The 22809-nt window shown below is 62.9% G+C and carries 26 protein-coding genes; 15 read left to right on the top strand and 11 right to left on the bottom strand.

The annotated features are described in order from the left end of the window. Nucleotides 1-3 precede the first annotated feature (3 nt). Complete coding sequence (gene hemA / locus ACE3TQ_RS16850) at nt 4-1278, bottom strand: glutamyl-tRNA reductase (RefSeq protein WP_374583443.1); 1275 nt, start codon at nt 1276-1278, stop codon at nt 4-6. A 53-nt stretch (nt 1279-1331) separates the two neighbouring features. Next, a complete protein-coding gene (locus ACE3TQ_RS16845; RefSeq protein WP_374583442.1) occupies nt 1332-2021 on the bottom strand; it encodes a response regulator transcription factor in 690 nt (229 codons plus the stop codon). 205 nt (nt 2022-2226) lie between these two features. Here ACE3TQ_RS16845 and ACE3TQ_RS16840 point away from each other — a divergent pair, with 205 nt between their 5' ends. Beyond that, complete coding sequence (locus ACE3TQ_RS16840) at nt 2227-2715, top strand: hypothetical protein (protein WP_374583441.1); 489 nt, start codon at nt 2227-2229, stop codon at nt 2713-2715. A gap of 68 nt (nt 2716-2783) precedes the next feature. Here ACE3TQ_RS16840 and minE read toward each other — a convergent pair whose 3' ends face one another. Genes minE through minC form a run of 3 tightly spaced genes read right to left on the bottom strand, consistent with a single transcriptional unit; the run spans nt 2784 to nt 4635 of the window. Continuing rightward, on the bottom strand, nt 2784-3035 hold the full coding sequence (gene minE / locus ACE3TQ_RS16835) for a cell division topological specificity factor MinE (RefSeq protein ID WP_161024301.1): 252 nt from the start codon (nt 3033-3035) through the stop codon (nt 2784-2786). Beyond that, a complete protein-coding gene (gene minD, locus ACE3TQ_RS16830) occupies nt 3036-3851 on the bottom strand; it encodes a septum site-determining protein MinD (RefSeq protein ID WP_374583440.1) in 816 nt (271 codons plus the stop codon). Nucleotides 3852-3873: 22 nt separating this feature from the next. Continuing rightward, nucleotides 3874-4635, bottom strand: coding sequence for a septum site-determining protein MinC (gene minC, locus ACE3TQ_RS16825; protein WP_374583439.1), 762 nt, complete (start codon nt 4633-4635; stop codon nt 3874-3876). Nucleotides 4636-4757: 122 nt separating this feature from the next. Between minC and ACE3TQ_RS16820 the strand changes: the two genes are divergently transcribed. Beyond that, the gene (locus ACE3TQ_RS16820) at nt 4758-5270 is read left to right on the top strand and encodes a YcxB family protein (protein WP_374583438.1); all 513 of its coding nucleotides are present in this window, start codon (nt 4758-4760) and stop codon (nt 5268-5270) included. Continuing rightward, a complete protein-coding gene (locus ACE3TQ_RS16815) occupies nt 5267-5764 on the top strand; it encodes a hypothetical protein (protein WP_374583437.1) in 498 nt (165 codons plus the stop codon). Before ACE3TQ_RS16820 ends, ACE3TQ_RS16815 begins: the two co-directional genes overlap by 4 nt. Before the next feature lie 50 nt (nt 5765-5814). Here ACE3TQ_RS16815 and ACE3TQ_RS16810 read toward each other — a convergent pair whose 3' ends face one another. Next, nucleotides 5815-6042 carry a hypothetical protein gene (locus ACE3TQ_RS16810; RefSeq protein ID WP_374583436.1) on the bottom strand — a complete coding sequence of 76 codons (228 nt, stop codon included), beginning with the start codon at nt 6040-6042 and terminating at the stop codon, nt 5815-5817. Nucleotides 6043-6115: 73 nt separating this feature from the next. Beyond that, nucleotides 6116-8461 (bottom strand): 5-methyltetrahydropteroyltriglutamate--homocysteine S-methyltransferase, encoded by a 2346-nt coding sequence (metE, locus tag ACE3TQ_RS16805; protein WP_374583435.1) that lies wholly within the window; start codon nt 8459-8461, stop codon nt 6116-6118. 103 nt (nt 8462-8564) lie between these two features. Between metE and ACE3TQ_RS16800 the strand changes: the two genes are divergently transcribed. The 7 genes from ACE3TQ_RS16800 to ACE3TQ_RS16770 all read left to right on the top strand — a co-directional run bounded on the left by ACE3TQ_RS16800 (nt 8565) and on the right by ACE3TQ_RS16770 (nt 13481). Continuing rightward, a complete protein-coding gene (locus ACE3TQ_RS16800) occupies nt 8565-9473 on the top strand; it encodes a LysR family transcriptional regulator (RefSeq protein WP_374583434.1) in 909 nt (302 codons plus the stop codon). A gap of 127 nt (nt 9474-9600) precedes the next feature. After that, nucleotides 9601-9873, top strand: coding sequence for a hypothetical protein (locus ACE3TQ_RS16795; RefSeq protein ID WP_374583433.1), 273 nt, complete (start codon nt 9601-9603; stop codon nt 9871-9873). Between the two features lie 75 nt (nt 9874-9948). Next, entirely contained in the window at nt 9949-11127 is a 1179-nt protein-coding gene (locus ACE3TQ_RS16790) for an acetyl-CoA C-acetyltransferase (RefSeq protein ID WP_374583432.1), read from the top strand. A 32-nt stretch (nt 11128-11159) separates the two neighbouring features. After that, nucleotides 11160-11900 carry an acetoacetyl-CoA reductase gene (gene phbB, locus ACE3TQ_RS16785; RefSeq protein WP_374583431.1) on the top strand — a complete coding sequence of 247 codons (741 nt, stop codon included), beginning with the start codon at nt 11160-11162 and terminating at the stop codon, nt 11898-11900. A gap of 74 nt (nt 11901-11974) precedes the next feature. Then, on the top strand, nt 11975-12340 hold the full coding sequence (locus ACE3TQ_RS16780; protein ID WP_374583430.1) for a hypothetical protein: 366 nt from the start codon (nt 11975-11977) through the stop codon (nt 12338-12340). A 73-nt stretch (nt 12341-12413) separates the two neighbouring features. Next, nucleotides 12414-13022 carry a PEP-CTERM sorting domain-containing protein gene (locus tag ACE3TQ_RS16775; RefSeq protein ID WP_374583429.1) on the top strand — a complete coding sequence of 203 codons (609 nt, stop codon included), beginning with the start codon at nt 12414-12416 and terminating at the stop codon, nt 13020-13022. Nucleotides 13023-13085: 63 nt separating this feature from the next. Then, nucleotides 13086-13481, top strand: a complete 396-nt coding sequence (locus ACE3TQ_RS16770) for a DUF1761 domain-containing protein (protein WP_374583428.1) — start codon at nt 13086-13088, stop codon at nt 13479-13481. Nucleotides 13482-13535: 54 nt separating this feature from the next. Here the strand turns inward: ACE3TQ_RS16770 and ACE3TQ_RS16765 are convergent, their stop codons facing one another. Further along, a complete protein-coding gene (locus ACE3TQ_RS16765; protein WP_374583427.1) occupies nt 13536-14123 on the bottom strand; it encodes a hypothetical protein in 588 nt (195 codons plus the stop codon). 10 nt (nt 14124-14133) lie between these two features. After that, the gene (locus ACE3TQ_RS16760) at nt 14134-14739 is read right to left on the bottom strand and encodes a hypothetical protein (RefSeq protein WP_374583426.1); all 606 of its coding nucleotides are present in this window, start codon (nt 14737-14739) and stop codon (nt 14134-14136) included. A gap of 166 nt (nt 14740-14905) precedes the next feature. On the opposite strand from ACE3TQ_RS16760, the gene ACE3TQ_RS16755 reads away from it, so the two are divergent. Genes ACE3TQ_RS16755 through ACE3TQ_RS16740 form a run of 4 tightly spaced genes read left to right on the top strand, consistent with a single transcriptional unit; the run spans nt 14906 to nt 18123 of the window. Continuing rightward, a complete protein-coding gene (locus ACE3TQ_RS16755; protein WP_374583425.1) occupies nt 14906-16213 on the top strand; it encodes an amino acid deaminase in 1308 nt (435 codons plus the stop codon). A 37-nt stretch (nt 16214-16250) separates the two neighbouring features. Beyond that, nucleotides 16251-17210 carry a prolyl aminopeptidase gene (pip, locus tag ACE3TQ_RS16750; protein WP_374583424.1) on the top strand — a complete coding sequence of 320 codons (960 nt, stop codon included), beginning with the start codon at nt 16251-16253 and terminating at the stop codon, nt 17208-17210. Beyond that, entirely contained in the window at nt 17210-17662 is a 453-nt protein-coding gene (locus ACE3TQ_RS16745) for a DUF2721 domain-containing protein (protein ID WP_374583423.1), read from the top strand. Before pip ends, ACE3TQ_RS16745 begins: the two co-directional genes overlap by 1 nt. An 8-nt stretch (nt 17663-17670) precedes the next feature. After that, a complete protein-coding gene (locus tag ACE3TQ_RS16740) occupies nt 17671-18123 on the top strand; it encodes a hypothetical protein (protein WP_374583422.1) in 453 nt (150 codons plus the stop codon). Here the strand turns inward: ACE3TQ_RS16740 and ACE3TQ_RS16735 are convergent. Then, complete coding sequence (locus ACE3TQ_RS16735) at nt 18120-18749, bottom strand: SRPBCC family protein (RefSeq protein WP_374583421.1); 630 nt, start codon at nt 18747-18749, stop codon at nt 18120-18122. The two genes, ACE3TQ_RS16740 and ACE3TQ_RS16735, sit on opposite strands and share 4 nt — an antisense overlap. 93 nt (nt 18750-18842) lie before the next feature. On the opposite strand from ACE3TQ_RS16735, the gene ACE3TQ_RS16730 reads away from it, so the two are divergent. Continuing rightward, nucleotides 18843-20876 (top strand): FAD-dependent oxidoreductase, encoded by a 2034-nt coding sequence (locus ACE3TQ_RS16730; protein WP_374583420.1) that lies wholly within the window; start codon nt 18843-18845, stop codon nt 20874-20876. A gap of 98 nt (nt 20877-20974) precedes the next feature. On the opposite strand, the gene ybaL is transcribed toward ACE3TQ_RS16730, so the two are convergent. Next, on the bottom strand, nt 20975-22681 hold the full coding sequence (gene ybaL / locus ACE3TQ_RS16725; RefSeq protein WP_374583419.1) for a YbaL family putative K(+) efflux transporter: 1707 nt from the start codon (nt 22679-22681) through the stop codon (nt 20975-20977). Nucleotides 22682-22809: the final 128 nt, after the last annotated feature.

Genomic DNA, 22809 nt, shown 5'->3' with positions numbered 1-22809 from the left:
GCGCTAACGGCGGCCGCGGAACAGTTGTGGCAGCAGTTCGGCCAGCTGGGCGCGTTCGTCGCCCTGGGCGCGGTGCAGCGCCTGCTGCGGGCCGTGCATGAACTTGGCGGTCAGGCCGCGCGACAGCGCTTCCAGTACCGCATCCACCGATTCGCCCTTGGCGAGCAGCTTGCGCGCCCGTTCCAGTTCCAGCAGGCGGATCGTCTCGCTGTTTTCCTGCAGGCCCTGGATCACCGGCACCACGGCGCGGTCGTCGATCCAGTGCATGAAGGATTGCACGCGGGTCTCAATAATCGCTTCGGCTTGCGCCACCGCGGCCTGGCGGTTTTCCATGCCGGTCTGCACCACCTTGCCCAGGTCGTCCACGGTGTACAGGAAGGCGTCGTTCAGGCGGCCCACTTCCGGTTCGATATCGCGCGGCACGGCCAGGTCGACCATGAACATCGGCTTGTGGCGGCGTGCCTTGATGGCGCGTTCCACCATGCCCAGGCCGATCAGCGGCAGCGAGGAGGCGGTGCAGGACACCACGATGTCGAATTGCTGCAGCTGGTTGCCCAGGTCGGCCAGGCGCATGGCCTTGCCGTTGAAGCGGTGCGCCAGCGCTTCGCCGCGCTCCATGGTGCGGTTGGCCACCGTGATTGTTTTCGGGTTCTGCGCCGCGAAGTGGGTGGCGCACAGTTCGATCATTTCGCCGGCGCCGATGAACAGCACGTTCTGCTCGGAGATCTTGTCGAAGATGCGCTGCGACAGGCGCACGGCGGCGGCCGCCATCGACACGCTGTGGGCGCCGATCTCGGTCGTGCTGCGCACTTCCTTGGCCACCGAGAAGCTGCGCTGGAACAGCTGGTGCAGGTAGGTGCCGAGGCCGCCCGCTTCGTCGGCGGTGCGGATGGCGTCCTTGATCTGGCCCAGGATCTGGGTTTCGCCCAGCACCATCGAGTCCAGCCCGGAGGCGACGCGGAAGGTGTGGCGCACGGCATCGTGCTGCGGCAGCATGTACAGGTGCGGGCGCAGCTCGGAATAGTTCAGCTTGTGGAAATCGGCCAGGAATTGGGCGCCGGCGTCGAGCGGATGGGCCGCATTGCTGGCGGCGTACAGCTCAGTGCGGTTGCAGGTGGACAGGATGGCCGCCTCGTCGCCGCCCTTGGAGTCGGCACGCGCAAACCAGTTGCGCGCCGCCGCTACCGCCGTGCCCAACTGCTCAGGCGCGAACGCCAGCCGTTCGCGCAAGGCGACAGGCGCGGTTGTATGGTTGAGGCCGACGGCGAGGAGTTGCATTTCGGTATAGGCGGACGATTCCAGCCGCCATTATACCTTGATGTGATTTGAGCTCAGGTACCGAGCTTTTCCAGCCGGTAGCCATAGCTGTACACCGGCACCAGGCGGAAACCATTCTCGGGTTTCAGCTGCAGTTTATTGCGTACGCGCGACACGTGCGTGTCCATCGTGCGCGACGGCACGTCGGTCTCGCGGATCCAGACCGCTTCGTGGATGTAGGCGCGCGACAGCGGGCGGCCGATGTTGCGGAAAAACAGCAAGGCCAGGTAGAACTCTTTGTGGGTCACGTCCAGCACCTGGCCATCCATCAGCAGGCGGCCCGGGCGGGTTTCGAAGACGTATTGGCCGAATTGCAACTGTTCCGCCCCATTCTGGCTCGGGTAAGCCAGGCGCAGCTGTGCCTGCACGCGCGCCACCAGCTCAGCGCGCCGCAGCGGCTTGACCAGGTAATCCTCGGCGCCGGCCGACAGGCCGGCCACGATATCGTCTTCGCCGGAACTGGTGGTCAGGAACAGCACCGGGCCGTTTTCCGGCAGCTTCTCGCGGACCTTGCGAACCAGCTCGCTGGGCTCCATATCAGCTACCTGCCAGTCGAGGATCAGCATGTCGTAGCTGTCTTTGCGCAGGTTGGCCAGCAAGTCCTTGGCCGACTGGAAGCCGTGGCAGGCATGACCGGCAGACGTCAGCACCTGGCAGATCAGGTCTGCCTGGCTGCGGTCAGCGTCAAGGACAACGATTCTCATGGTTCTTTACAGCAAAATGTTAAGAAGCAGTCACACGAATATAACAGAGATTTACAAGAAATAGTTACCAATTTGATCAAACATTGCCGCATGGTACTACTTTACTTGCCGTGCGTTGCTGTCTCCCAATCACACGGTACACTGCTTGGGCGGCCAGCACAATGGAAGGGGTGATCTTTAGCAAGCCGATGAAGGGGCCAAAACCATGAAAAACGAGTGGACCGTGATGCCGGCGACCGAAGCCGATATTGATGCCGTCCGGGAACGCTGCCGCCGCCTGGTGCGGCGCCGGGCCGCCGTCTCGGCCGGGGTGGCGGCGGTGCCGATCCCGGGCGTGGACGTGGTTTCGGACCTGCGCCTGTTCACCCAGCTGATCGACGACGTGAACCATGAATTCGGCCTGACCCCGGCCCAGATCGACCGCATGCAGCCCAAACTGAAGCTGGTCGCTTACGAGGCGGTGATCAGCCTGGGTGGGATGCTGGTGGGGAAAGTGGTAACGCGCGAACTGGTCGCTACCGTGCTGAAACGCAGCGCTGGCAAGCTGGCGGCCAAGCAGGCCGGCAAGCTGGTGCCTATTGCCGGTCAACTTGCGTCAGCGACTATTGGTTTCTTTGCGTTTCGGCAGATTGGCTATCAGCATGTGGAGGCGTGTGCCAAGGTGGCCCGGCAGGTGATGGTGCAGGGCCGTTAGAACCGGAAAACCACAAAACCAGGGGCTGGCGGGGACGCTGAGTCCCCGCCCGACCCTGGTTTTCCGGTTTAAGCGTCCGGCAGGACGACGTTAACGTCCAACACCTCCAGGTTGCCCTGGCGGTCGAGCGAAATCTTGATATCGTCCGCCGACACCTTGGTGTACTTGGAAATCACATCGATCAGCTCTTTATGCAGCGCCGGCAGGAAATCCGGGCCCGCGCGGCCGTTACGCTCGCGGGCGATGATGATCTGCAGGCGCTCCTTGGCCGCAACTGCCGTTTTCGGCTTGTTTTGGAACAGGAAAGAAAGCAGCGCCATTTATTTAGCTCCAAAGATACGCTTCAGGAAACCAGGCTTTTCATAGTCGGTAAACTTCAGCTCAACTTCTTCGCCCAGGAAGCGCGACACCACGTCGGTGTAAGCCTCGGACACATCGGTACCCTTGAAATGGATCGCCGGGTTACCCTGGTTGGAAGCATGCAGTACCTGCTCCGACTCCGGGATGATGCCGATCAATGGAATGCGCAGGATTTCCTGCACATCGGTGAAGGACAGCATTTCACCCGCTTCCACGCGCTTGGGCGAGTAGCGGGTGATCAGCAGGTGTTCCTTGACCGGTTCGCCACCCGACAGCGCGCGGCGCGACTTGGCCTGGATGATGCCCAGGATGCGGTCGGAGTCGCGCACCGACGACACTTCCGGATTGGTCACGATCAGCGCTTCGTCGGCGAAAGTCAGCGCCATCAGGGCGCCGTGCTCGATACCGGCCGGCGAGTCGCAGATGATGAACTCGAAGTCCATCTTGATCAGCTCCGCCAGCACGGCTTCCACGCCGTCTTCGGTCAGCGCATCCTTGTCGCGCGTCTGGGACGCCGGCAGGATGTACAGGTTTTCGCAGTGCTTGTCCTTGATCAGGGCCTGGTTCAGGGTGGCTTCCTTGTTCACCACATTGATCAGGTCATACACAACGCGTCGTTCGCAACCCATGATCAGGTCCAGGTTGCGCAGGCCGACGTCAAAGTCGATGACGACGGTTTTGTGGCCGCGCAGGGCGAGGCCGGTGGAGAAGCTGGCGCTGGAAGTCGTTTTGCCGACACCGCCCTTGCCGGACGTAACTACAATAATTCGTGCCACAAAGGATCCTTTACTGAACTAATTATTTTGCGGAATTGACAGATTGTATATCCAGTCTGTCGCCACTCAGCCGGATTTGTGTCGGCTGGCGTGCGTGGGCAGCCGGGAATCCGTCTTCAAACGTGCTGTATACGCCCGCGATCGAGACCAGTTCCGGGCTCATCGACAGAGCGAAAATGCGGGCATTGGTATCGCCCGAGGCGCCCGCCAGGGCGCGGCCGTTCAAAGTGTTGTAAACGTGAATACTGCCATCCGCGATGATCTCGGCGCCGTTGTTCACGACCGCCATCACGATCAGGTCGCCGCCCCGCGCATAGATGCGCTGGCCGGCGCGGACCGGGGTATCGATGATCATGGTGCCGCTGAAAGCTGGTGCCGTCGGCGCCGCCGCAGGGGCGGGGGCCGGGGCCGGCGCTGGGGCCGGAGCAGGCGCTGCCTTGGCCGGGGCGGGCGCTTCGTCGCGCTTGCCGCTGTCCAGTTGCAGGCCGTGTTGCTGGATTTCATCCACCATATCCGGCGTGGCGTTGCGCACGGCCACCGGATTCAGGCGGTATTTTTTCAGGAGGGCGATGGTGGCCGCCCAGTCGATCCGTTCGCAGCCTGGCGCCAGGTCGCCCACATCGATCACGGCCAGGTCGCCTTCGAAGAAGTCCGGCACGCCGCCGGTCATCTCGCGCATGGCGGCGTCGAGGGCCACCAGGTCGCTGGTGTACATGATCGCCGACACGGCGACAACGGTGGAAATCTTGATTTCGATAGGCTTTTGGAACGTGCTCTTCGGCATAACAATCGCAAGGTAACGGGCTCGGCCCAGGCTGCGTGCATTGTACTTTGCTAAACGTTGCTTGGGGAAGGGAACCCTGCATTTATGCGGGTTCCAGCGGAGCCTGTGTTATCATTTTTGTAATGATGAATTTCGCTACCGCAATGCGAATCGAATACGACAACACTTTTTGGGATATGCTGGTTTTCACCGCGATCCACCAGTTCTGTTCACCGGTCATGCAGGGCTTCCTCCTGCTTGTTGCCGCAATGCCATTTTATGTCCCGGATCCTGGCATGGAGGCCCCTGCCTGGTTCATGGCAGCGTTTTACTATGTACTGCTTTGGACATTTCAGATTGTTGTGTTCAACAGCCTTTACCTGGTCTCAACCAAGAACCACGCGATACTGACGCGCCATAGGGTTGAAGTAGGCCCCGAGGCCCTGGTTGAGGAAACCAAATTCAACAAGTCATTCTTCTACTGGCATGGAGTTGTTTGCGCAATCTCCCGTCCCGGATTTGTCGCGGTTTACGTGACCCAGCAGATGGCCTTTGTGATCCCCAACCGCACTTTTGCCAGCCCGAGCGAGAGGGCATCGTTCCTCGCTTTGGTGAAATCTAAAATTCAAGAAGCTACTAAAGGCAAATCCCAATGAAGTTCAACTACTCGTTTTCTTTCAGCCAGCCCGCGCCGGCAAAGCCCAAGCTGGCTGAATACTCCTACAACGAATTCCTGCTGGACCTGCCGCCGCATTGGCGGCAACTGCCGACATCTGAAGACAACAGCTTCAATTTTTATTCGGAGAAGGATGGCGCCAGCATCACCATCAGCGCGGATTTTTACGCTATTCCCGATGAGAAGGCCGTGCTGATGGCGGAGGCGTGCCTGGAAAGCAGGCACGCCGCGTTTGAAAGCCAGTTCCCTGGCCAGGTGGAAGTGCTGCGGCGCACTGCGCGACAGCATTCAGGTGGCGATGGTATTGAGATGATGTATGCCGCAGATGCTCCCGGGCAGCATTTGTACTTTTACCTTGGCTATGTGACGCGCCGTAAAATCCTGCACTTCGCGCTGGTGTGCCAGCCGGGACGCGATGCGGCAGCGGCACTTTTCAACTCAATCGTTTCCAATTTCCGTCCCCAATTGCCATGAATGGGTGATGTCGATGGCGACACTGTCGTGCGGCGGAGGTATGCTGTTGGCTAATAGAGGCCGAGGAGTCGGCCACTTAAACCCAGAATCATTGCCGTATTCGCGAGAGTGAGACCCACGAGCCAGCGGGTATTGACGGCAATCTCCCTCCGGACCTCGCTGAACCCTTTATCCATATGCTCGCGCAGCCGGTCGATTGCGCCATACAGGCGGTCGATATCCCTTTTGACATTGTCCACCTCAACCTCCACCTTCGTGATGCGGGCCGAATTGTCCATATAACCCCCCTTTGAGATGACTCAACTGCGCGTCACCTCGCAGGAATGGGTTTTGAGCTGGGACAGGAAAGGTTTAAGAAAGTTCCATCTCCTTGCGCAGCTGGCGCGCGGCACGGATCATGTTTTGCAGGGCGGCGGTGGTTTCCGGCCAGGCGCGGGTTTTCAGGCCGCAGTCGGGATTGACCCAGAGCTGAGCCGGTGGAACCACCTTGGCCGCCTTGCGCAGTAAGCCAACCATTTCATCGCTGCCCGGTACGCGCGGCGAGTGGATGTCGTACACGCCCGGCCCGATCTCGTTCGGGTAGCGGAAGCTGGCGAAGCCGCCCAGCAGTTCCATGGCGGAGCGGCTCGATTCGATCGTGATCACGTCCGCATCCAGCGCGGCAATCGCGGGCAGGATGTCGTTGAACTCCGCATAGCACATATGCGTGTGGACCTGGGTGGCGTCGGCCGCCACGGCGGCGCTCAGGCGGAAGGCCTTGGTGGCCCAGGCCAGGTAGGCATCCCAGCGGCTGCGGCGCAGCGGCAAGCCTTCGCGCAAAGCCGGTTCGTCGATCTGGATCACGGCGATGCCGGCCCGTTCCAGGTCGCGCACTTCGTCGCGGATGGCGGCGGCGATCTGGAAGGTGGTGTCGGCCCGCGCCTGGTCGTCGCGCACGAAGGACCACTGCAGGATGGTGACGGGGCCGGTCAGCATGCCTTTCACCGGTTTTCCGGTCAGGCTTTGCGCGTACTCGGCCCAGTCCACCGTCATCGCTTGCGGGCGCTGGACGTCGCCGTAAATGATGGGCGGCTTGACGCAGCGCGAGCCGTAGGACTGCACCCAGCCGTTGGCGGTGAAAGCGAACCCGTCCAGCTGTTCGCCGAAATACTCCACCATATCGTTGCGTTCCGCTTCGCCGTGCACCAGCACGTCGAGGCCGAGTTCTTCCTGCTGGCGGATGGCGTATTCGATCTCGGCGCGCATCGCTTGCTGGTAGGCCGGCGCTTCCAGCTCGCCGCGCTTGAAGGCGGCGCGCGCGGCGCGGATTTGCGCCGTTTGCGGGAAGGAGCCGATGGTGGTGGTCGGGAAGGCCGGCAGTTTGAGGCGGGCCTGTTGCTGCGGCTGGCGCGCGGCGAACGGCGAGGCGCGGCGGTCGGCGGCCTGGCTGGCGCCCAGCTCGGCTACGCGGGCCTGGATCGCGGCATTGTGGACGCGCGGGCTGGCGCGGCGGCTGGCCAGCGCGGCGCGCGCGGCGGCGATCCCGCGTGCGGCCTGGCCGGACACGCGTTCGTCGGCGGAGAGCGCGGTCTTCAGCAGGGCCAGCTCGCCCAGTTTTTCTTCGGCGAAGGCGAGCCAGGAACGCAGCTCTTCGTCAAGCGCCGGCTCGGCGGCCAGGCTGTACGGCACGTGCAGCAGTGAGCACGATGTCGAGAGCCAGACCGGGCCACTGCGTTTGGCCAGCACCGGCATCAGCGTGGCCAGTGCCGTGTCCAGGTCGCTGCGCCAGATGTTGCGGCCATCAATGATGCCGACCGACAGCACTTTATGCGCCGGCAGCCAGTCCGCCACGCTGATCAGTTCGCTGGCCGCGCGCACCGCATCGACGTGCAGGCCCGCGACCGGCAGGCGGCAGGCCAGGCTGACGTTCTCTTCCAGCGGCGAGAAGTAGGTGGCCAGCAGCAGTTGGGCGCCGGACTGGTTGAGCAGCCAGTAGGCCGGCTCGAAGGCGTTGCGCCACGCGTTTGACAAGTCGAGGCCGAGGATGGGCTCGTCCAGCTGCACCCACTCCGCGCCAGCCGCGCGCAGCTGCACCAGCAGCTTGCTGTAGTGCGGCAGCAGGCGCTCCAGCAAGTCCAGGCGCCCATCCGCGCCGCCCTCCGCGCCCTCCGCGATGGAACGCTGCTTGCCGAGCCAGAGGAAGGTCAGCGGCCCCAGCAGGACAACCTTGACCGGGTGGCCGGCGGCGCGCGCCTCGGCCACCTGTGCCAGCAATGGCTCGCTGTGCAGCGAGAATTCGGTGCCGCTGCTGAATTCCGGCACCAGGTAGTGGTAGTTGGTGTCGAACCACTTGGTCATTTCCAGCGCCGCACCATTGTGGCCGCAGCCGCACGATTCATGTGCACCATCGCCGCGCGCCATGGCGAAATAGCGCGCCAGCGCCGAGTCGTCAGCGCTGAAACCGAAGCGCGCCGGCTCGCAGCCGAACAGCTGGATATGGTTGGCCACGTGGTCGTACAGGGCGAAATCGCCGACCGTCACGAAATCCAGGCCGTGTTCGCGCTGGGTTTTCCAGTGCTGGGCACGGAGCTTGCTGGCGGTGTCCTGCAGCGCCGCTTCAGTGAGTTCGCCGCGCCAGAAACGCTCGAGGGCAAACTTCAGTTCGCGTTGCGCGCCGATGCGCGGGAAGCCGGGGATATGGGTTTGAATTAGTTTCATTTTTGTCATGCTTAAGAAATATTGGTGCAGTACAGTTTGCGGCATGGAGGCTTATAATAAAAACGAAACTTTTTGCGCATTCACTTGAAAATAATTCATAGCCATGCTCGAGATTCGTCATTTGCGTACACTGTCGGCGCTACGTTCCTCCGGTAGCCTGGTCAAGGCCGCCCAATTGCTGAACCTGACCCAGTCGGCCCTGTCGCATCAAATCAAATTGCTGGAAGACCGCTACGGATCGCCGCTGTTCGAACGTAAATCGATGCCGATTGGCTTTACGGCTACCGGCGAAAGGCTGCTGAAACTAGCCGATTTGCTGCTGCCCGAAGTCGAGCGCGCCGAACGCGACGTGGTGCGCCTGTCGCAGGGCGACACTGGCCAGCTGCGCGTCGCACTGGAATGCCATACCTGCTTCGACTGGCTGATGCCGGTCATGGATGAATTCCGCACACGTTGGCCCGATGTGGAAATCGACCTGGTATCCGGCTTCCACAGCGAACCGGCCGACCTGCTGCGCAACGGCGCGGCCGACCTGGTCATCGGCTCCGACTACAGCAGCGAATACACGACCTTCCCGCTGTTCCGCTTCGAAATCCTGACGGTGATGGCGCAGAAGCACCGCCTGGCCGCGCAGCGCCGCCTGACGGCGCATGACTTCGCCGGCGAAACCCTGATCACGTATCCGGTGCCGGAACAGCGCATCGACCTGATCCGCGAAGTGCTGCGGCCCGCCGGTGTCGATTTCCAGCGCCGCACCGCCGAGCTGACGGTGGCCATCCTGCAGCTGGTGGCCAGCCGCCGCGGCGTCGCGGCTTTGCCGAACTGGGCCATCAAGAACTATGTGGATTACGACTATGTGGTGGCGCGTCCGATCGGCGATACCGGCCTGTGGAGCGACCTCTTCGTTTCCGTGCCGCCGGCCTTGCAGCACAAGGCTTACGTGACGGACTTCGTCAACGTGATACGCGAACAGTGCGCCGCAGCGCTCGACGGTATTAAGTTATTGTCGTGACAGCTTGTTGAGTTTTATGCAAAATGAAAGCGGCGTTTGATGTTTATCAAACGTGCGCAGTGATCGTCCAATTAACATGAGAAGTCTTGCGGTAGCTCAGCCAACGTTCGATGGAAGGAGTTTAGGCATGCAAATGTTCAGCGACGATTTCACGCGCGCCGCGCAAGCGGCGTTCGATGCACAATTAGCCAGCTTCGCCAGCATTTGCGACTGGCAGCGCGAAAGCACCCTCGCATCGCTCGCGGTCCTGACCGCGGCTTCCAACGAATTGCTGGCCGTCCAGCATCCGCAAGACTTGCTGCAAGTGGCAGCTGACCAAGGGTTGCACGCCCTCGACCGTGCCCAGGCATTTGGCCGGGAGGCAACGAGCGTAGCCTTAAATAAGCCCCTGTTTCTATAGGCGATTGCTGGCCCCCGCCCCACTTGTTGGCTAGAATGCATTGAAAGATTTTCATACCACCCCCGGAGAAGCAGAATGGATGATGTAGTAATCGTTGCAGCAGGCCGAACCGCAGTTGGCAAGTTTGGCGGTTCCTTGGCCAAGGTCCCGGCAGCAGAGCTGGGCGCGCATGTCATCAAGGGCTTGTTGTCCAAGACTGGCATTGATCCCAACCTGATCAGCGAAGTGATCATGGGCCAGGTACTGACCGCCGGCGTGGGCCAGAATCCGGCCCGCCAGGCCGTTATCAAGGCAGGCCTGCCGCACGGCGTGCCAGGCTACACCATCAATAAGGTGTGCGGCAGTGGCCTGAAGGCCACCCACCTGGCGGCGCAGGCCATCAAGTGCGGCGATGCCAACATCATCATCGCCGGCGGCCAGGAAAACATGAGCGCCTCGCCGCACGTGCTGAACGGCTCGCGCGACGGCTTCCGCATGGGCGACGCCAAAATGGTCGACACCATGATCGTCGATGGCCTGTGGGACGTGTACAACCAGTACCACATGGGCATCACCGCCGAGAACGTCGCCAAGAAATACGATATCTCGCGCGCCCAGCAGGACGAATTCGCCCTGCAATCGCAGCTGAAAGCCGAAGCCGCGCAGAAGGAAGGCAAGTTCAAGGACGAGATCATCCCGCTGGAAATCGTGCAGAAGAAGGGCAGCATCCTGTTCGACCAGGATGAGTACATCAAGCCAGGCTCGACGCTCGACGCGCTGGCCGGCCTGCGCCCAGCCTTCGACAAGGCCGGCTCGGTCACCGCCGGCAACGCCTCCGGCCTGAACGACGGCGCCGCCGCCGTGATCATGATGTCCGCCACCCAGGCCAAGCAGCTGGGCCTGACCCCGCTGGCGCGCATCAAGGCCTACGCCTCGTCCGGCCTGGACCCAGCCTACATGGGCATGGGCCCGGTCCCGGCCTCGCAGCTGTGCCTGAAGAAGGCCGGCTGGTCGCCGCAAGACCTGGACCTGCTGGAAATCAATGAAGCGTTCGCCGCGCAGGCCTGCGCCGTGAACAAGGAAATGGGCTGGGACACCAGCAAGATCAACGTCAACGGCGGCGCGATTGCCATCGGCCACCCGATCGGCGCTTCCGGCGCCCGCATCCTGGTGACCCTGCTGCATGAGATGGTCCGCCGTGACGCGAAGAAGGGCCTGGCCTCGCTGTGCATCGGCGGCGGCATGGGCGTAGCACTGGCAGTAGAGAGGGAATAAGCTTTCGTTTAAATCGATTAGGGGAACATTAAATGGCACGAGTTGCATTGGTAACGGGCGGCATGGGTGGTCTGGGCGAAGCGATTTGCATCAAGCTGGTCGCGCTGGGCTACAAAGTAGTAACGACGTATTCCCCGAGCAATAAGACGCATGAGTCGTGGCTGGCCACGATGAAGGACCAGGGCTATAACTTTGCCGCCTATCCTTGCGATGTGTCGGACTACGATTCGGCGCAGGAGTGCATCAAGGCGGTCGAGCGCGACATCGGCGAGGTGGACGTGCTGGTGAATAACGCCGGTATCACCCGCGACATGACCTTCAAGAAGATGGACAAGGTCAATTGGGATGCAGTGATGAAGACCAACCTCGACTCCGTGTTCAACATGACCAAACCGGTCGCGGACAAGATGGTTGATCGCGGCTGGGGCCGCATCATCAACATCTCCTCGGTCAACGGCCAGAAGGGTGCTTTCGGCCAGACCAACTACTCGGCGGCCAAGGCCGGCGTGCACGGCTTCACCAAGGCGCTGGCGCTGGAAGTGGCGCGCAAGGGTGTCACCGTGAACACCATTTCGCCAGGCTATATCGGCACCAAGATGGTGATGGAGATCCCGAAAGACGTGCTGGATTCGAAGATCATCCCGCAAATCCCGATGGCGCGCCTGGGCAAGCCGGAAGAAGTGGCAGGCCTGGTGGCTTACCTGGCATCGGAAGAAGCGGCCTTCGTCACCGGCGCCAATATCGCGATCAACGGCGGCCAGCACATGTCCTGATCGCAGCAAAGAGCAACGCAACGCGAACGCCGTCCGGTCTCCGTACCGGCCGGCGTTTTTTCCATGGAGCCGCCATGAAACAGCATTCCAGCCCGGCCCTCGCGCTGGCACTGGCACTGGGCGCCAGCGGCTGCAGCCGTGACCTGCCACAGGACAAGCTGGTCGACATCCTGAACCAGCGCGCGCCGCTGGTCGCGCATATAGGCCAGGTGACCAAGGTCGACGTGCTCAGCACCGCCAAAGCCGCCGCCAGCAGTGGCGGCGAGCGCCGCAGCTGCGAAGTGCGCCTGCTGCATGTCACCGGCAAGAAGGGCGCCACGTATGTCAGCTTCCTGCGCCGCGAAGCACCGACCGCCACCGAATTGGCCATGACCTGGGCCGACGACCGCCATGCCGCTGCAGGCAAGGTGGGAGAGATGCTGGCGGCCCATTGTAATTGACCATTAATCGAAGTTGACAATAAAGCAATTCATCTCCAGTATGTGTTTTTTGAAAGGAGATAGCGTGAATTGCATGAAGAAAGCGTTATGTGCGGTGCTGTTGGCTGGTTTGGTGGGAGTCGTGGGCTCCGCGTCGGCTGGCGTCGTAGTCCTGGACTTTGAAGCCGCGCCGGGAGCAGATGGGAAAATCGGCACGGCGGATGATGTCCCGCTGCCTCCTTTTGGCTGGGTTCGCGACGAATACGCCTCGCTGGGCATCGTCTTCACCCAGGGCACGGTAATGCAGGCCAGCTTCTTCGATGGCAACGCCAACAATCATTTCGTGACCTCGACCAACCCGATCGGTTACTTCACGCGGCAAGTGTTCGGCATCAAAATCGAATCCTATTCCGGGACGAACGCGACTTTGAAAGCGTTCGACATCGACGGCAACCTGCTCGCCTTGCACCGTGTGCTCAACGACACGGGCAATCCCGTGCGCGAAATGCTCGAAGTGAGCACCACGACGGCCATCCATAGCTTCTCCATCCTGCCCGACTTCGAAAATTACATACTCAACCTCGACAATATGGTTCTGACCGTCGAGGACCAGGCCGTCGCGGTGCCCGAGCCGGCCAGCCCTGCCTTGCTGCTGGCGGGTCTTGGCGTAGCAGGACTCGCGCGCCGCAAGCGCAACAGTTGATTGACCGCGCGCCGCTGCTCGCATATCGTTCCTTCTCAACAATAACTACCTGGGGAGACAACGATGGAACTGTGGCCACTGAATTACTGGGCCGTGCTGCTGGCGGCCGTGTCGAGCTTCATGCTGGGCGGCCTGTGGTATTCGCCGGTTATGTTCGGCAAGATGTGGAACGATGAGAACGGCGGCGTAAAGCAGGATGGCCACCCGGCCAAGGTGTTTGGCATTTCCTTCCTGTTCTCCCTGCTGGCCGCGCTTGCCTTCGCGCGCTGGGTCGGCCTGGCACCCTCGCTGGAGTACGCCCTCAAGCATGGCCTGCTGGCCGGCTTCGGCATGGTGGCGGCCAGCTTTGGCATCAACTACCAGTTCGCCCAGCGCAGCTTCAAGCTGTGGCTGATCGACGGCGGCTACCACACCGCCCAGTTCCTGGTCTTCGGCCTGATCCTCGGCCTGTGGCACTGAGCTGCGACGCGTCCTCCCCAATGAGAAAAGCCCGGTGATGCCGGGCTTTGGGGGTCAGTTGAGCAAAGCTTTGCGGAAATCCGGGTCGTCGAACAGTTGGCTAACGAGCTTGCGGTACAACAGCTGGTAATTCTGCACGGCGGCCGGAATGGCGACGGCGCCGATGAAGGAGGAATCCCACTCCGACGCCACCGCCAGGCTGCGGTCGTACTTCACCACGTCGGCACGCTTAACCACGAACCGCGCCTGCAGCTGCCCCTTGCCGGTGCCGATCGCGGGGTCGAGCATCGAGTCCATCAGGGTGCCGTTAATCCGGATTGGCGAATTGGGATCCAGCAGTTGCGCTGCCTCCAGCTCGACACGCAGCGTTTCTTTCAGATATTCGGCAAACGAGTTGTTGATCGGCGACGCCAAACTGTTCCTGGCGCGCACATTCACGGATTGATCCATCTCTGCAGGCTTGCCGGCTTCCAGGACGAAGCTGCCTACGGCGGCTGGCGCCATGCCGCCGCTGGCGCGCATTTTGACGGTGTTGTCCATTGATGCGGTTGGCATGCCCATCTTGATCGAGGCACACCCCACGAGTTGGGTCGCTGCCACCATGACGCCGGCCACGGCCAGCAAACGCATGAAACGATTCATGGCCAATTCCTTAGTTGAAGTTCGCGGAGTGCGACAAGTCGCGCAGTGCGGTGCTCACCACGTCGCGGGTCATTTTGCGCACAGCTGCTTCCATGGATGGCGACTTTTCCGCATTCACCGGTGCGCTGGCGGCGCCGAGCGTAGTGTGGATAGCATGGCGCGCGCTTACCTGGACAGGTTGCGATTGGCCGGGCGCCAGATAGGAAATGGTGCAAACATAGCCGTCGGTGACCGAGCTGCCTACAGCGCCAAAGGTCAGGCCAGTGACGAAGCCGGCGGCGGCAGGATTCTGGCCTTCGACCGGCACGTTGTTCAGTACCACTTGCAGTATGCCGGCATCCGGCACGCCGGCTGCATCGGTGAATACGCCGCTGTTGTTGACCTGTTCGGCAACCTGGTCCTTCAAAAGGTCGGTCGCCCGGCTGTTCGGCGCGCCTTTGGACTGGAATTCAAATGACAGCTTGACGGGTTTGAGTTGCGCCGGTTTCTTGTACTGGGCAACAGGCACTTCCTTGGTCGCGGTGTCGACATACGAGGATGCGCAACCGCTCAGTAAGGCGGCGCCTGCCAGCGTAAAGGCGACCGATAAGCGCTTGATCTTTGTGGAAATTTTCATTAATGAAGAGCATCAAAAGTTGAAGGGCCGTTATTCTATCGGGCTGAGTTGAACGCAAATATCACCAAAAGTAACGGGCGTTGAAGTTCTCGATTGCGTACCGGGTGGTATTCTTGCTGGAACGCTTAGGAACGTGCGACGCACGTGCAGATTGATTGGAAGATTTATGCTGGCCGTCCCCGAACTCGAAGAACAGACCTTGCAGCCCGGCGTGAAGGGCCTGCCCATCGTTGAACCGCTGCGCCAGCACATGATCGGTGCCCAGCACTGGAACGTGCTGGCGGCCGATACCAGCCTGCCGGTGGCGCTGCTCAAGGCGTCCGCCCTGCAGCACAACCTGGACTGGATGCGCACCTTCTGCGAGCGCCATGGCGTGCTGCTGGCGCCGCACGGCAAAACCACCATGAGCCCGCAGCTGTTCGCGGCGCAGATCGCGAACGGCGCCTGGGGCATTACGCTGGCCACCATCCCGCAGGTGCAGGTGGCAGTGCGCTTCGGTGTGCGGCGCGTGATCCTGGCCAATGAGCTGGTGGCGCCTGCCGATATCCGCGCCGTGCTGCATCTGATGCAGGAGGATGCCGGCTTCGCGTTCTACGCGCTGGTCGATTCCCTGCAGGGCGTGCAGCGCCTGTCGCAGGCGGTGCAGGCGTTCGGGCTGCAGCGGCCCTTGCCATTGCTGGTGGAGCTGGGCATGAAGGGCAAGCGTGCCGGCTGCCGCGCGCCGGAGGAGGTGATGGCGGTGGCGCGCGCGGTGGCGGCGGCGCCGGGCCTGCAGCTGGCGGGCATCGAAGGCTACGAGGGCCTGGTCGTGACCGACGACCGCGCGGCGGACATCGAAGTGGTCAACGGCTTCCTGCAGCGCATGGCGGAATTGCTGGCGGCAGCGGCAGGCGAGGGCCTGTTCGGCGGCGAGCAGGTGATCATCTCCGCCGGCGGCTCGGCCTATTTCGACCGCGTGGCGCGCGAGTTCGCCGGGCTGGCGGTGCAGGGCAAGAAAGTGCTGCCCATCCTGCGCAGCGGCTGCTACCTGACCAATGACCACGGCTACTACGGAGGGCTGACCAGCGAACTGGCCGCGCGCGAAGGCAGCCCGGCAGGCGAGGGCTTGCGCCCGGCGCTGGAGGTCTGGACCACCGTCCTGTCGCGCCCCGAACCCAGCCTGGCCATCCTGGCGCTGGGCAAGCGCGACGCCTCGCATGACCTGGGGCTGCCCAAGCCCATCGCCGCGCACCGGCCACGCGCGCCGGGAGAAGGCGGGCTGGCGCTGTCCCTGCCGCAGGGCGCCGTGATCGACAAGATGAACGACCAGCACGCCTACCTGCGCTGGCCGGAGGGCGTGGCAGCCGACCTGCAGGTGGGCGACCTGGTCGGCTGCGGCATCTCCCACCCCTGCACGACTTTCGACAAATGGCCGCTGCTGCTGCTGGTGGATGACGACTACAACGTGCTGCAAGCCGTGAACACCTTCTTCTGAGCGGTTACAATCTTGGCTTCACGCACAGAGGATAGCCATGCCTGACGCCCTGCCACACCTGTTCCCCCCGATCCAGCCCCGCCAGAGCGGCATGCTGGCGGTTGATGACATCCATACAATCTATTGGGAAGAGGTGGGCAACCCGAACGGCATCCCCGTGGTCTTCTTGCATGGCGGCCCGGGCGCCGGCATGTCGCCGCAGCACCGCCGCTTCTTCAATCCGGACCACTACCGCGTCATCCTGTTTGACCAGCGCGGCGCCGGCAAATCGACCCCGCTGGGCGAAGTGCGCAACAACACTACCCAGCTCCTGATCGAGGACATCGAACGCCTGCGCACCATGTTCGGCATCGAGAAATGGCTGGTGTTCGGTGGTTCCTGGGGCTCCACGCTGGCGCTGGCCTACGGCCAGGCGCACCCCGAGCGCTGCCTGGGCTTTGTCCTGCGCGGCATCTTCCTCTGCACGCAGAAGGAAATCGACTGGTTCCTGCACGGCGCCGAATGGTTCCACCCCGAGGTGTACGACGAATTCATCGCGCCCATCCCGGCCGAAGAGCGCGGCAACCTGCTGCAAGCCTACGTCAAACGCATCATGGATCCGGACCCGGACGTGCACTGGCCCGCCGTGCGCGCCTGGAGCCGCTTCGAAGGCCGCCGCGTCTTCCTGCTGCCGCAGCCGGACGAACCGCCGTCGGACACCCTGGACCTGGGCGTGGGCCGCATGGAATCGCACTACATGGCCAACCTGGGCTTCTTCAGCGACAACCAGCTGCTGGCCAATGTGGAGCGCATCGCCCACCTGCCGGCCGTGATCGTGCAGGGCCGCTACGACGTGATCTGCCCGCCGGTTTCGGCCTGGCGCCTGCAGCAGGTATGGGGCGACAAGGCGGTGATGAAAATGATCCCGGACGCCGGCCACGGCGCCATGGAGCAGGGCATCAGCCGCGCCCTGGTCAACGCCACCGAACAATTCCGACAGCAAGGACGCTTCGCATAATGAACCTCCAGCTCGGCGACATCGCCCACATCATCCAGCTCGCGATTGCCCCGGTGTTCATGCTGTCCACCGTCTGCACCAACCTGCTGGTGCTGCTGAACCGCCTGGCGCGCATCATCGACCGCTCGCGCGTGCTGGAAGAACGCCTGGATGTAGCGTATAACGACAACTACATCAATGAGCTGGACGTGCTGTACCGCCGCTCGCACCTGATCAATGTGGCGATTGCGCTGTGCACGGCCTGCGGCCTGTTCGTCGGCCTGGTGGTGGCCCTGCTGTTCGTCGGCGACACCACCAACCTGCCGCTGGACAAGTACATTGCCGGCCTCTTCGTTGCGGCGATGATCTGCCTGATCGGCAATTTCGGCTACCTGCTGCGCGAAATCTTCATCGCCTCGACCTTTATGCGTGCCCACCGCCACGTGCGGCACATCGAACGAAACCAGAACTAAGAAACATCATGCACGACTACCAACGCCCACCGACGCTGCACCGCTACGGCCCGCGCAGCGAACTCGAACTCGCCCTGAAGGAAGGCCAGTTCGTGCTGCGCCCTGTGGGCAGCTTCCTGACCCTGAGCTTCTCGCAAGCCTGGAAACCTGAGCTGTTCGACCACTTCGGCGCCGACAGCTGCCTGGTCATCCACAACACGGAAGAGTTTGGCGAGCGCATCCACCGCGCCGTGCAGCGCACCCTGCCGAACTGGGCCGGCATCGATGGCGCCGTCGAGTACGGCGGCCGCGCCGCCCTGGGCGCCGCTTTCACCAAGACGCGTGAAGATTCGATCGAGAAAGAATGGCAATTCGCCTGGCGTTCCATGCAGAGCAAGTCCAGCATGAACCCGGTGGTGATCCGCATCGGCAGCCTGGAAAACTTCGCCGAAGTGCGCGGCCGCGACCAGTACGCCTCTTAAGGCACCTGCGCGCCGCCGGCCAGGCCGCGCGCCAGTTCCGACTGTTTTGGCAACGCCGGCTGGCGCTCAAGATGGGCCAGCACCGCGTGCATCATGCGCTCGATGTCGCCGCGGATGATATTGGTGCCCAGCAGGCCGGGCACATAGAAGTTCGGCATCAGGCGCCCGCTGTAGATCACGCGGGTGCCGCCGGTTTCCGGAACGGGAATCAGTTCCCAGCGTGCCTCGTAGTGCTTCATATCCCCCGATACCAGGGCGATGTCGATCGACGACATCGGCTGCTCCGTCGCGCGCACCACCAGGTGGATGGAGCGCGACATGAACAGGAAGCGGGCCGTGCCGAATTGCTCAATAATGACTTCATTGCCATTGCGCGAGAGCACCCGGCACGACGCCAGGTCGGGCACGAATTCCTCCATGCGGTCGTAGGTGGTGAGGGTGCGCCAGACCGTGGGCAGCGAGGCATTCACCGTGCCGCTGGCGTTCACTTCATAGAGTTGCTGCGCATCTGCCTTGACCCGGTGCACGCTCACTTCCAGCTTCGGCATTTCCAACCGGGACGCCTGTCCCGCGCCCATCGCAGGCGCAGTAAAACCGAGGAACAGTACTAATAACAGTTGCTTCATCCTTCCAGCGTAAGGGAACTGGTGGCAGAATACAAGCGCCGCGCGCTTCCATCGTTAGACAGCGCACGAAACTCCCGCCATACCGCCATGACCATGAATTTCCCTCACCTTTTGTCGCCCCTCGACCTGGGTTTCACCACCTTGCGCAATCGCGTCATCATGGGCTCCATGCACACGGGGTTAGAGGACCGCTTCTACAACTATGACAAGCTGGCCGCCTTCTACCGCGAGCGCGCCAGGGGCGGCGTCGGCATGATCGTCACCGGCGGCATTTCGCCCAACCGCCAGGGCTGGCTGCTGCCGTTCGGCGGCACCATGAACTTCATCGGCGACGTCTTCAATCACCGCAAGGTGACCAATGCCGTGCATGAAGAGGGCGGCAAGATCCTGATGCAGATCCTGCACGCAGGGCGCTACGGCTACCAGCCCTTCGCCGTCTCCGCCTCCGACAAGAAGTCGCCGATCTCGCCCTTCAAGCCGAAGGCGCTGACCGAAGGCGGCATCGAATCGACCATCAAAGCCTATGTGCGCGCCGCCAAATTGGCGCAGAAGGCCGGCTACGACGGCGTGGAAGTGATGGGCAGCGAAGGCTACCTGCTGAACCAGTTCCTGTGCGCGCGCACCAACCTGCGCACTGACCGCTGGGGCGGCAGCATCGAAAACCGCATGCGCCTGCCGGTGGAGATCGTGCGCCGTATGCGCGAAGCGGTGGGACGCGACTTCATCATCATGTACCGCCACTCCCTGCTCGACCTGGTCGACGGCGGCAATACCTGGGACGAAGTGGTCACCGTCGCCAAGGCCCTGCAGCACGCCGGCGCCACCATCCTGAACACCGGCATCGGCTGGCACGAAGCGCGCGTGCCGACCATCGTCACCTCCGTGCCGCGCGCCGCCTTCGCCGAAGTGGCAGGCCGCCTGCGCAAAGAGGTCACCATCCCGGTGGTCGCCTCCAACCGCATCAACATGCCGGCCGAAGCGGAAGACATCCTGCGCCGCGGCGACGCCGACATGGTGTCGATGGCACGCCCCTTCCTGGCCGACGCCGAGTTCGTGAAGAAGGCCGCCGAAGGGCGCGTCGATGAGATCAACACCTGCATCGGCTGCAACCAGGCCTGCCTGGACCACACTTTCCAGAACAAGCGCGCCAGCTGCCTGGTCAACCCGCGCGCCTGCCACGAGACCGAGCTGGTGTACCGCAAGGCCACCGCACGGCGCAAGGTAGCCGTGGTCGGCGCCGGACCGGCCGGCCTGTCGGCCGCCACCGTCGCCGCCGAATGCGGCCACGACGTCACCCTGTTCGATGCCGGCGACCGCATTGGTGGCCAGTTCAACATCGCCCGGCAAATCCCCGGCAAGGAAGAATTCAACGAAACACTGCGCTACTTCGGCCGCAAGATCGAGCTGACCGGCGTCAAGCTGCAGCTCAATCACCGCGTCACGCGCGAAGAGCTGCTGGCCGGCGGCTACGACGACGTGATCGTCGCCACCGGCATCCGCGTACGCAAGCCGAAGATCGACGGCATCGACCACCCGAAGGTGCTGTCCTACCTCGACGTCCTGCGCGACAAGAAACCGGTTGGCAAGCGCGTCGCCATCATCGGCGCCGGCGGCATCGGCTTCGACGTTGGCGAATACCTGCTGCACAACCCCGAGCATTCCCTGCCGCTGGCGAAAGAACACTGGACCGCCGAATGGGGCGTCGACCTGCACGCCAAGACCGGCGGCGGCCTGGTGCCTGCCAAGGTCGCCGAGCCCGTGCGCCAGCTCTACCTGCTGCAGCGCAAGACCAGCAAGCTCGGTGCCGGCCTCGGCAAGACTTCCGGCTGGGTGCACCGCGCCGTGCTGGCGCGCAATGGCGTCGTCATGATCCCTGGCGTGCAATACAAGCTGATCGACGACCACGGCCTGCACATCGTAGTCGGTGAAGAAGAACGCCTGCTGGCGGTGGACAACGTGGTGATCTGCGCCGGCCAGGAAAGCCTGACCGAGCTGATGCCGCCCGAAGGCGCCCCCCCCGCCCCCGGCGCCCCCCGCTTCCACAAAATCGGCGGCGCCGCCCTGGCGGCCGAGCTCGACGCCAAACGCGCCATCAAAGAAGGCGCCGAGCTCGCCAGCCGCCTGTAAGCGCAAATGTCCACTTTGGGGTCAGGAACAAAAGTGGACATTTTCTTCAAGAATGTCCACTTCTGTTCCTGACCCCAAAGTGGACATTTGCTGCGGAGTTATTTGGCGATGGTGGCGGCCACGTGGGCGGCCATCGATTTGGCCAGCTCTTGCTCGCCGATGAAGATGGCGCCGGCGCGTTCATTGCGCAGGAGCGCGGCTTCTTCTTCGCTGTGCGTGCGTACGGCGATCTGGATGTCGGGGTTCAGTGCGCGCGCGGTTTCGATCATGGCGCGCACGTGGAAGGTGTCTGGCGTCGCCACCACCAGCATGCGGGCCTTGTGGATGTGCGCCTGGATCAGCACGCCCGGCTCGCCGGCATTGCCCGCGACCGCGGCGATGCCCTGCTGGCGCAACTGGTCGACCAGCTCGCGGTTCTGCTCGGCCACCACGTATTCGATGCCTTGCGCCGCCAGCGCTTCGGCGATATTGCGACCGACGCGGCCGTAACCGACCAGCACCACCTGGCCTTCCAGCTTGGACGGCGCGGTGCTCATCGGCAGTTCGGCCAGCGGGTCGGCGCTGCGCGCATAGCGCGCGGCCAGCGCTTTGTTCTTGCCCAGCAGGCGTTCCAGCCAGTCGCTCAGCAGGAACATGACCGGGTTGAGGGCAATCGACAGGATGGCACCCGCCAGGATCAGGCTTTGCCCTTCGTGCGGCAGCAGGCCCAGCGAAATGCCCAGCGCGGCCAGGATGAACGAGAACTCGCCAATCTGCGCCAGGCTGGCGGAGACCATCAGCGCGGTGCCGGCCGGGTAGCGCAGCAACGCCACCAGGGCGAAGGCGGCCAGCGATTTGCCGAACAGGATGACCAGTACCACAGCCAGCACGCGCAGCGGCTGCTCGACCAGGATGGTCGGCTCGAACAGCATGCCGACCGAAACAAAGAACAGCACCGCAAACGCATCGCGCAGCGGCAGCGATTCGTGCGCGGCGCGGTGGCTCAGCTCCGATTCGCGCAGCACCATGCCGGCGAAGAAGGCGCCCAGCGCGAAGGAAATGCCAAACAGCACCGTGGCCGCATAGGCAATACCCACCGCCGCCGCGATCACGCACAGGGTGAACAGCTCGCGCGATTTGGTGCGCGCCACCTGCCACAGGATCCACGGGAAGAGCTTGCGCCCCACCAGCAGCATGAAGCCGACAAACAGGGCCACCTGGCCCAACGTCACGGCGAGCGCCTTGAGCAGGCCGCCTTCCGCGGCCCCGTGGCCGTGCGCAGCATCCGGCGCATGGCCGCCCAGCGCGCCCGCGACCGCCGGCAGCAGCACCAGCACCAGCACGGTGACCAGGTCTTCCACCACCAGCCAGCCGACGGCAATGCGGCCGTTGAACGAATCCAGCGTGCCGCGCTCCTCCAGCGCCCGCAGCAGAACCACCGTGCTGGCCACCGACAGCGCCAGGCCGAACACCAGGCCGCCGCCCAGGCTCCAGCCCCACCAGTGCGCCAGGGCCATGCCCATGCCGGTGGCGGCGCCGATCTGCAGGATGGCGCCGGGCAGGGCGACTTTGCGCACCTCCCACAGGTCGTCCAGCGAGAAGTGCAGGCCGACGCCGAACATCATCAGCATCACGCCAATCTCGGCCAGCTGGCCGGCGAGGGCGGTATCGGCGACAAAGCCGGGGGTGGCGGGACCGATCAGGATGCCGGCCGCCAGGTAGCCGACCAGTGCGGGAAGTTTGAGGCGGGTGGCGATAAAGCCAAAGACGAGACCGAAGCCGAGGGCTGCGGCAATAGTGGTAATCAGGCTGACGTCATGGGGCATGCAGAACTCCTTTCGCTAAGGAGTATAACCGCATGAAGATCGGGGTCAGGTCTGACCAACGGACAAATGGTGCCGTTAGGCCCCATTTGTCCGATTGTCAGACCAGACCCCCAATTTTAAGTCTCGAA

The sequence above is a fragment of the Pseudoduganella sp. genome (genome assembly GCF_041914865.1).
Classification (GTDB): domain Bacteria; phylum Pseudomonadota; class Gammaproteobacteria; order Burkholderiales; family Burkholderiaceae_D; genus Rugamonas.
This window is presented reverse-complemented; position numbering and strand designations above follow the sequence as displayed.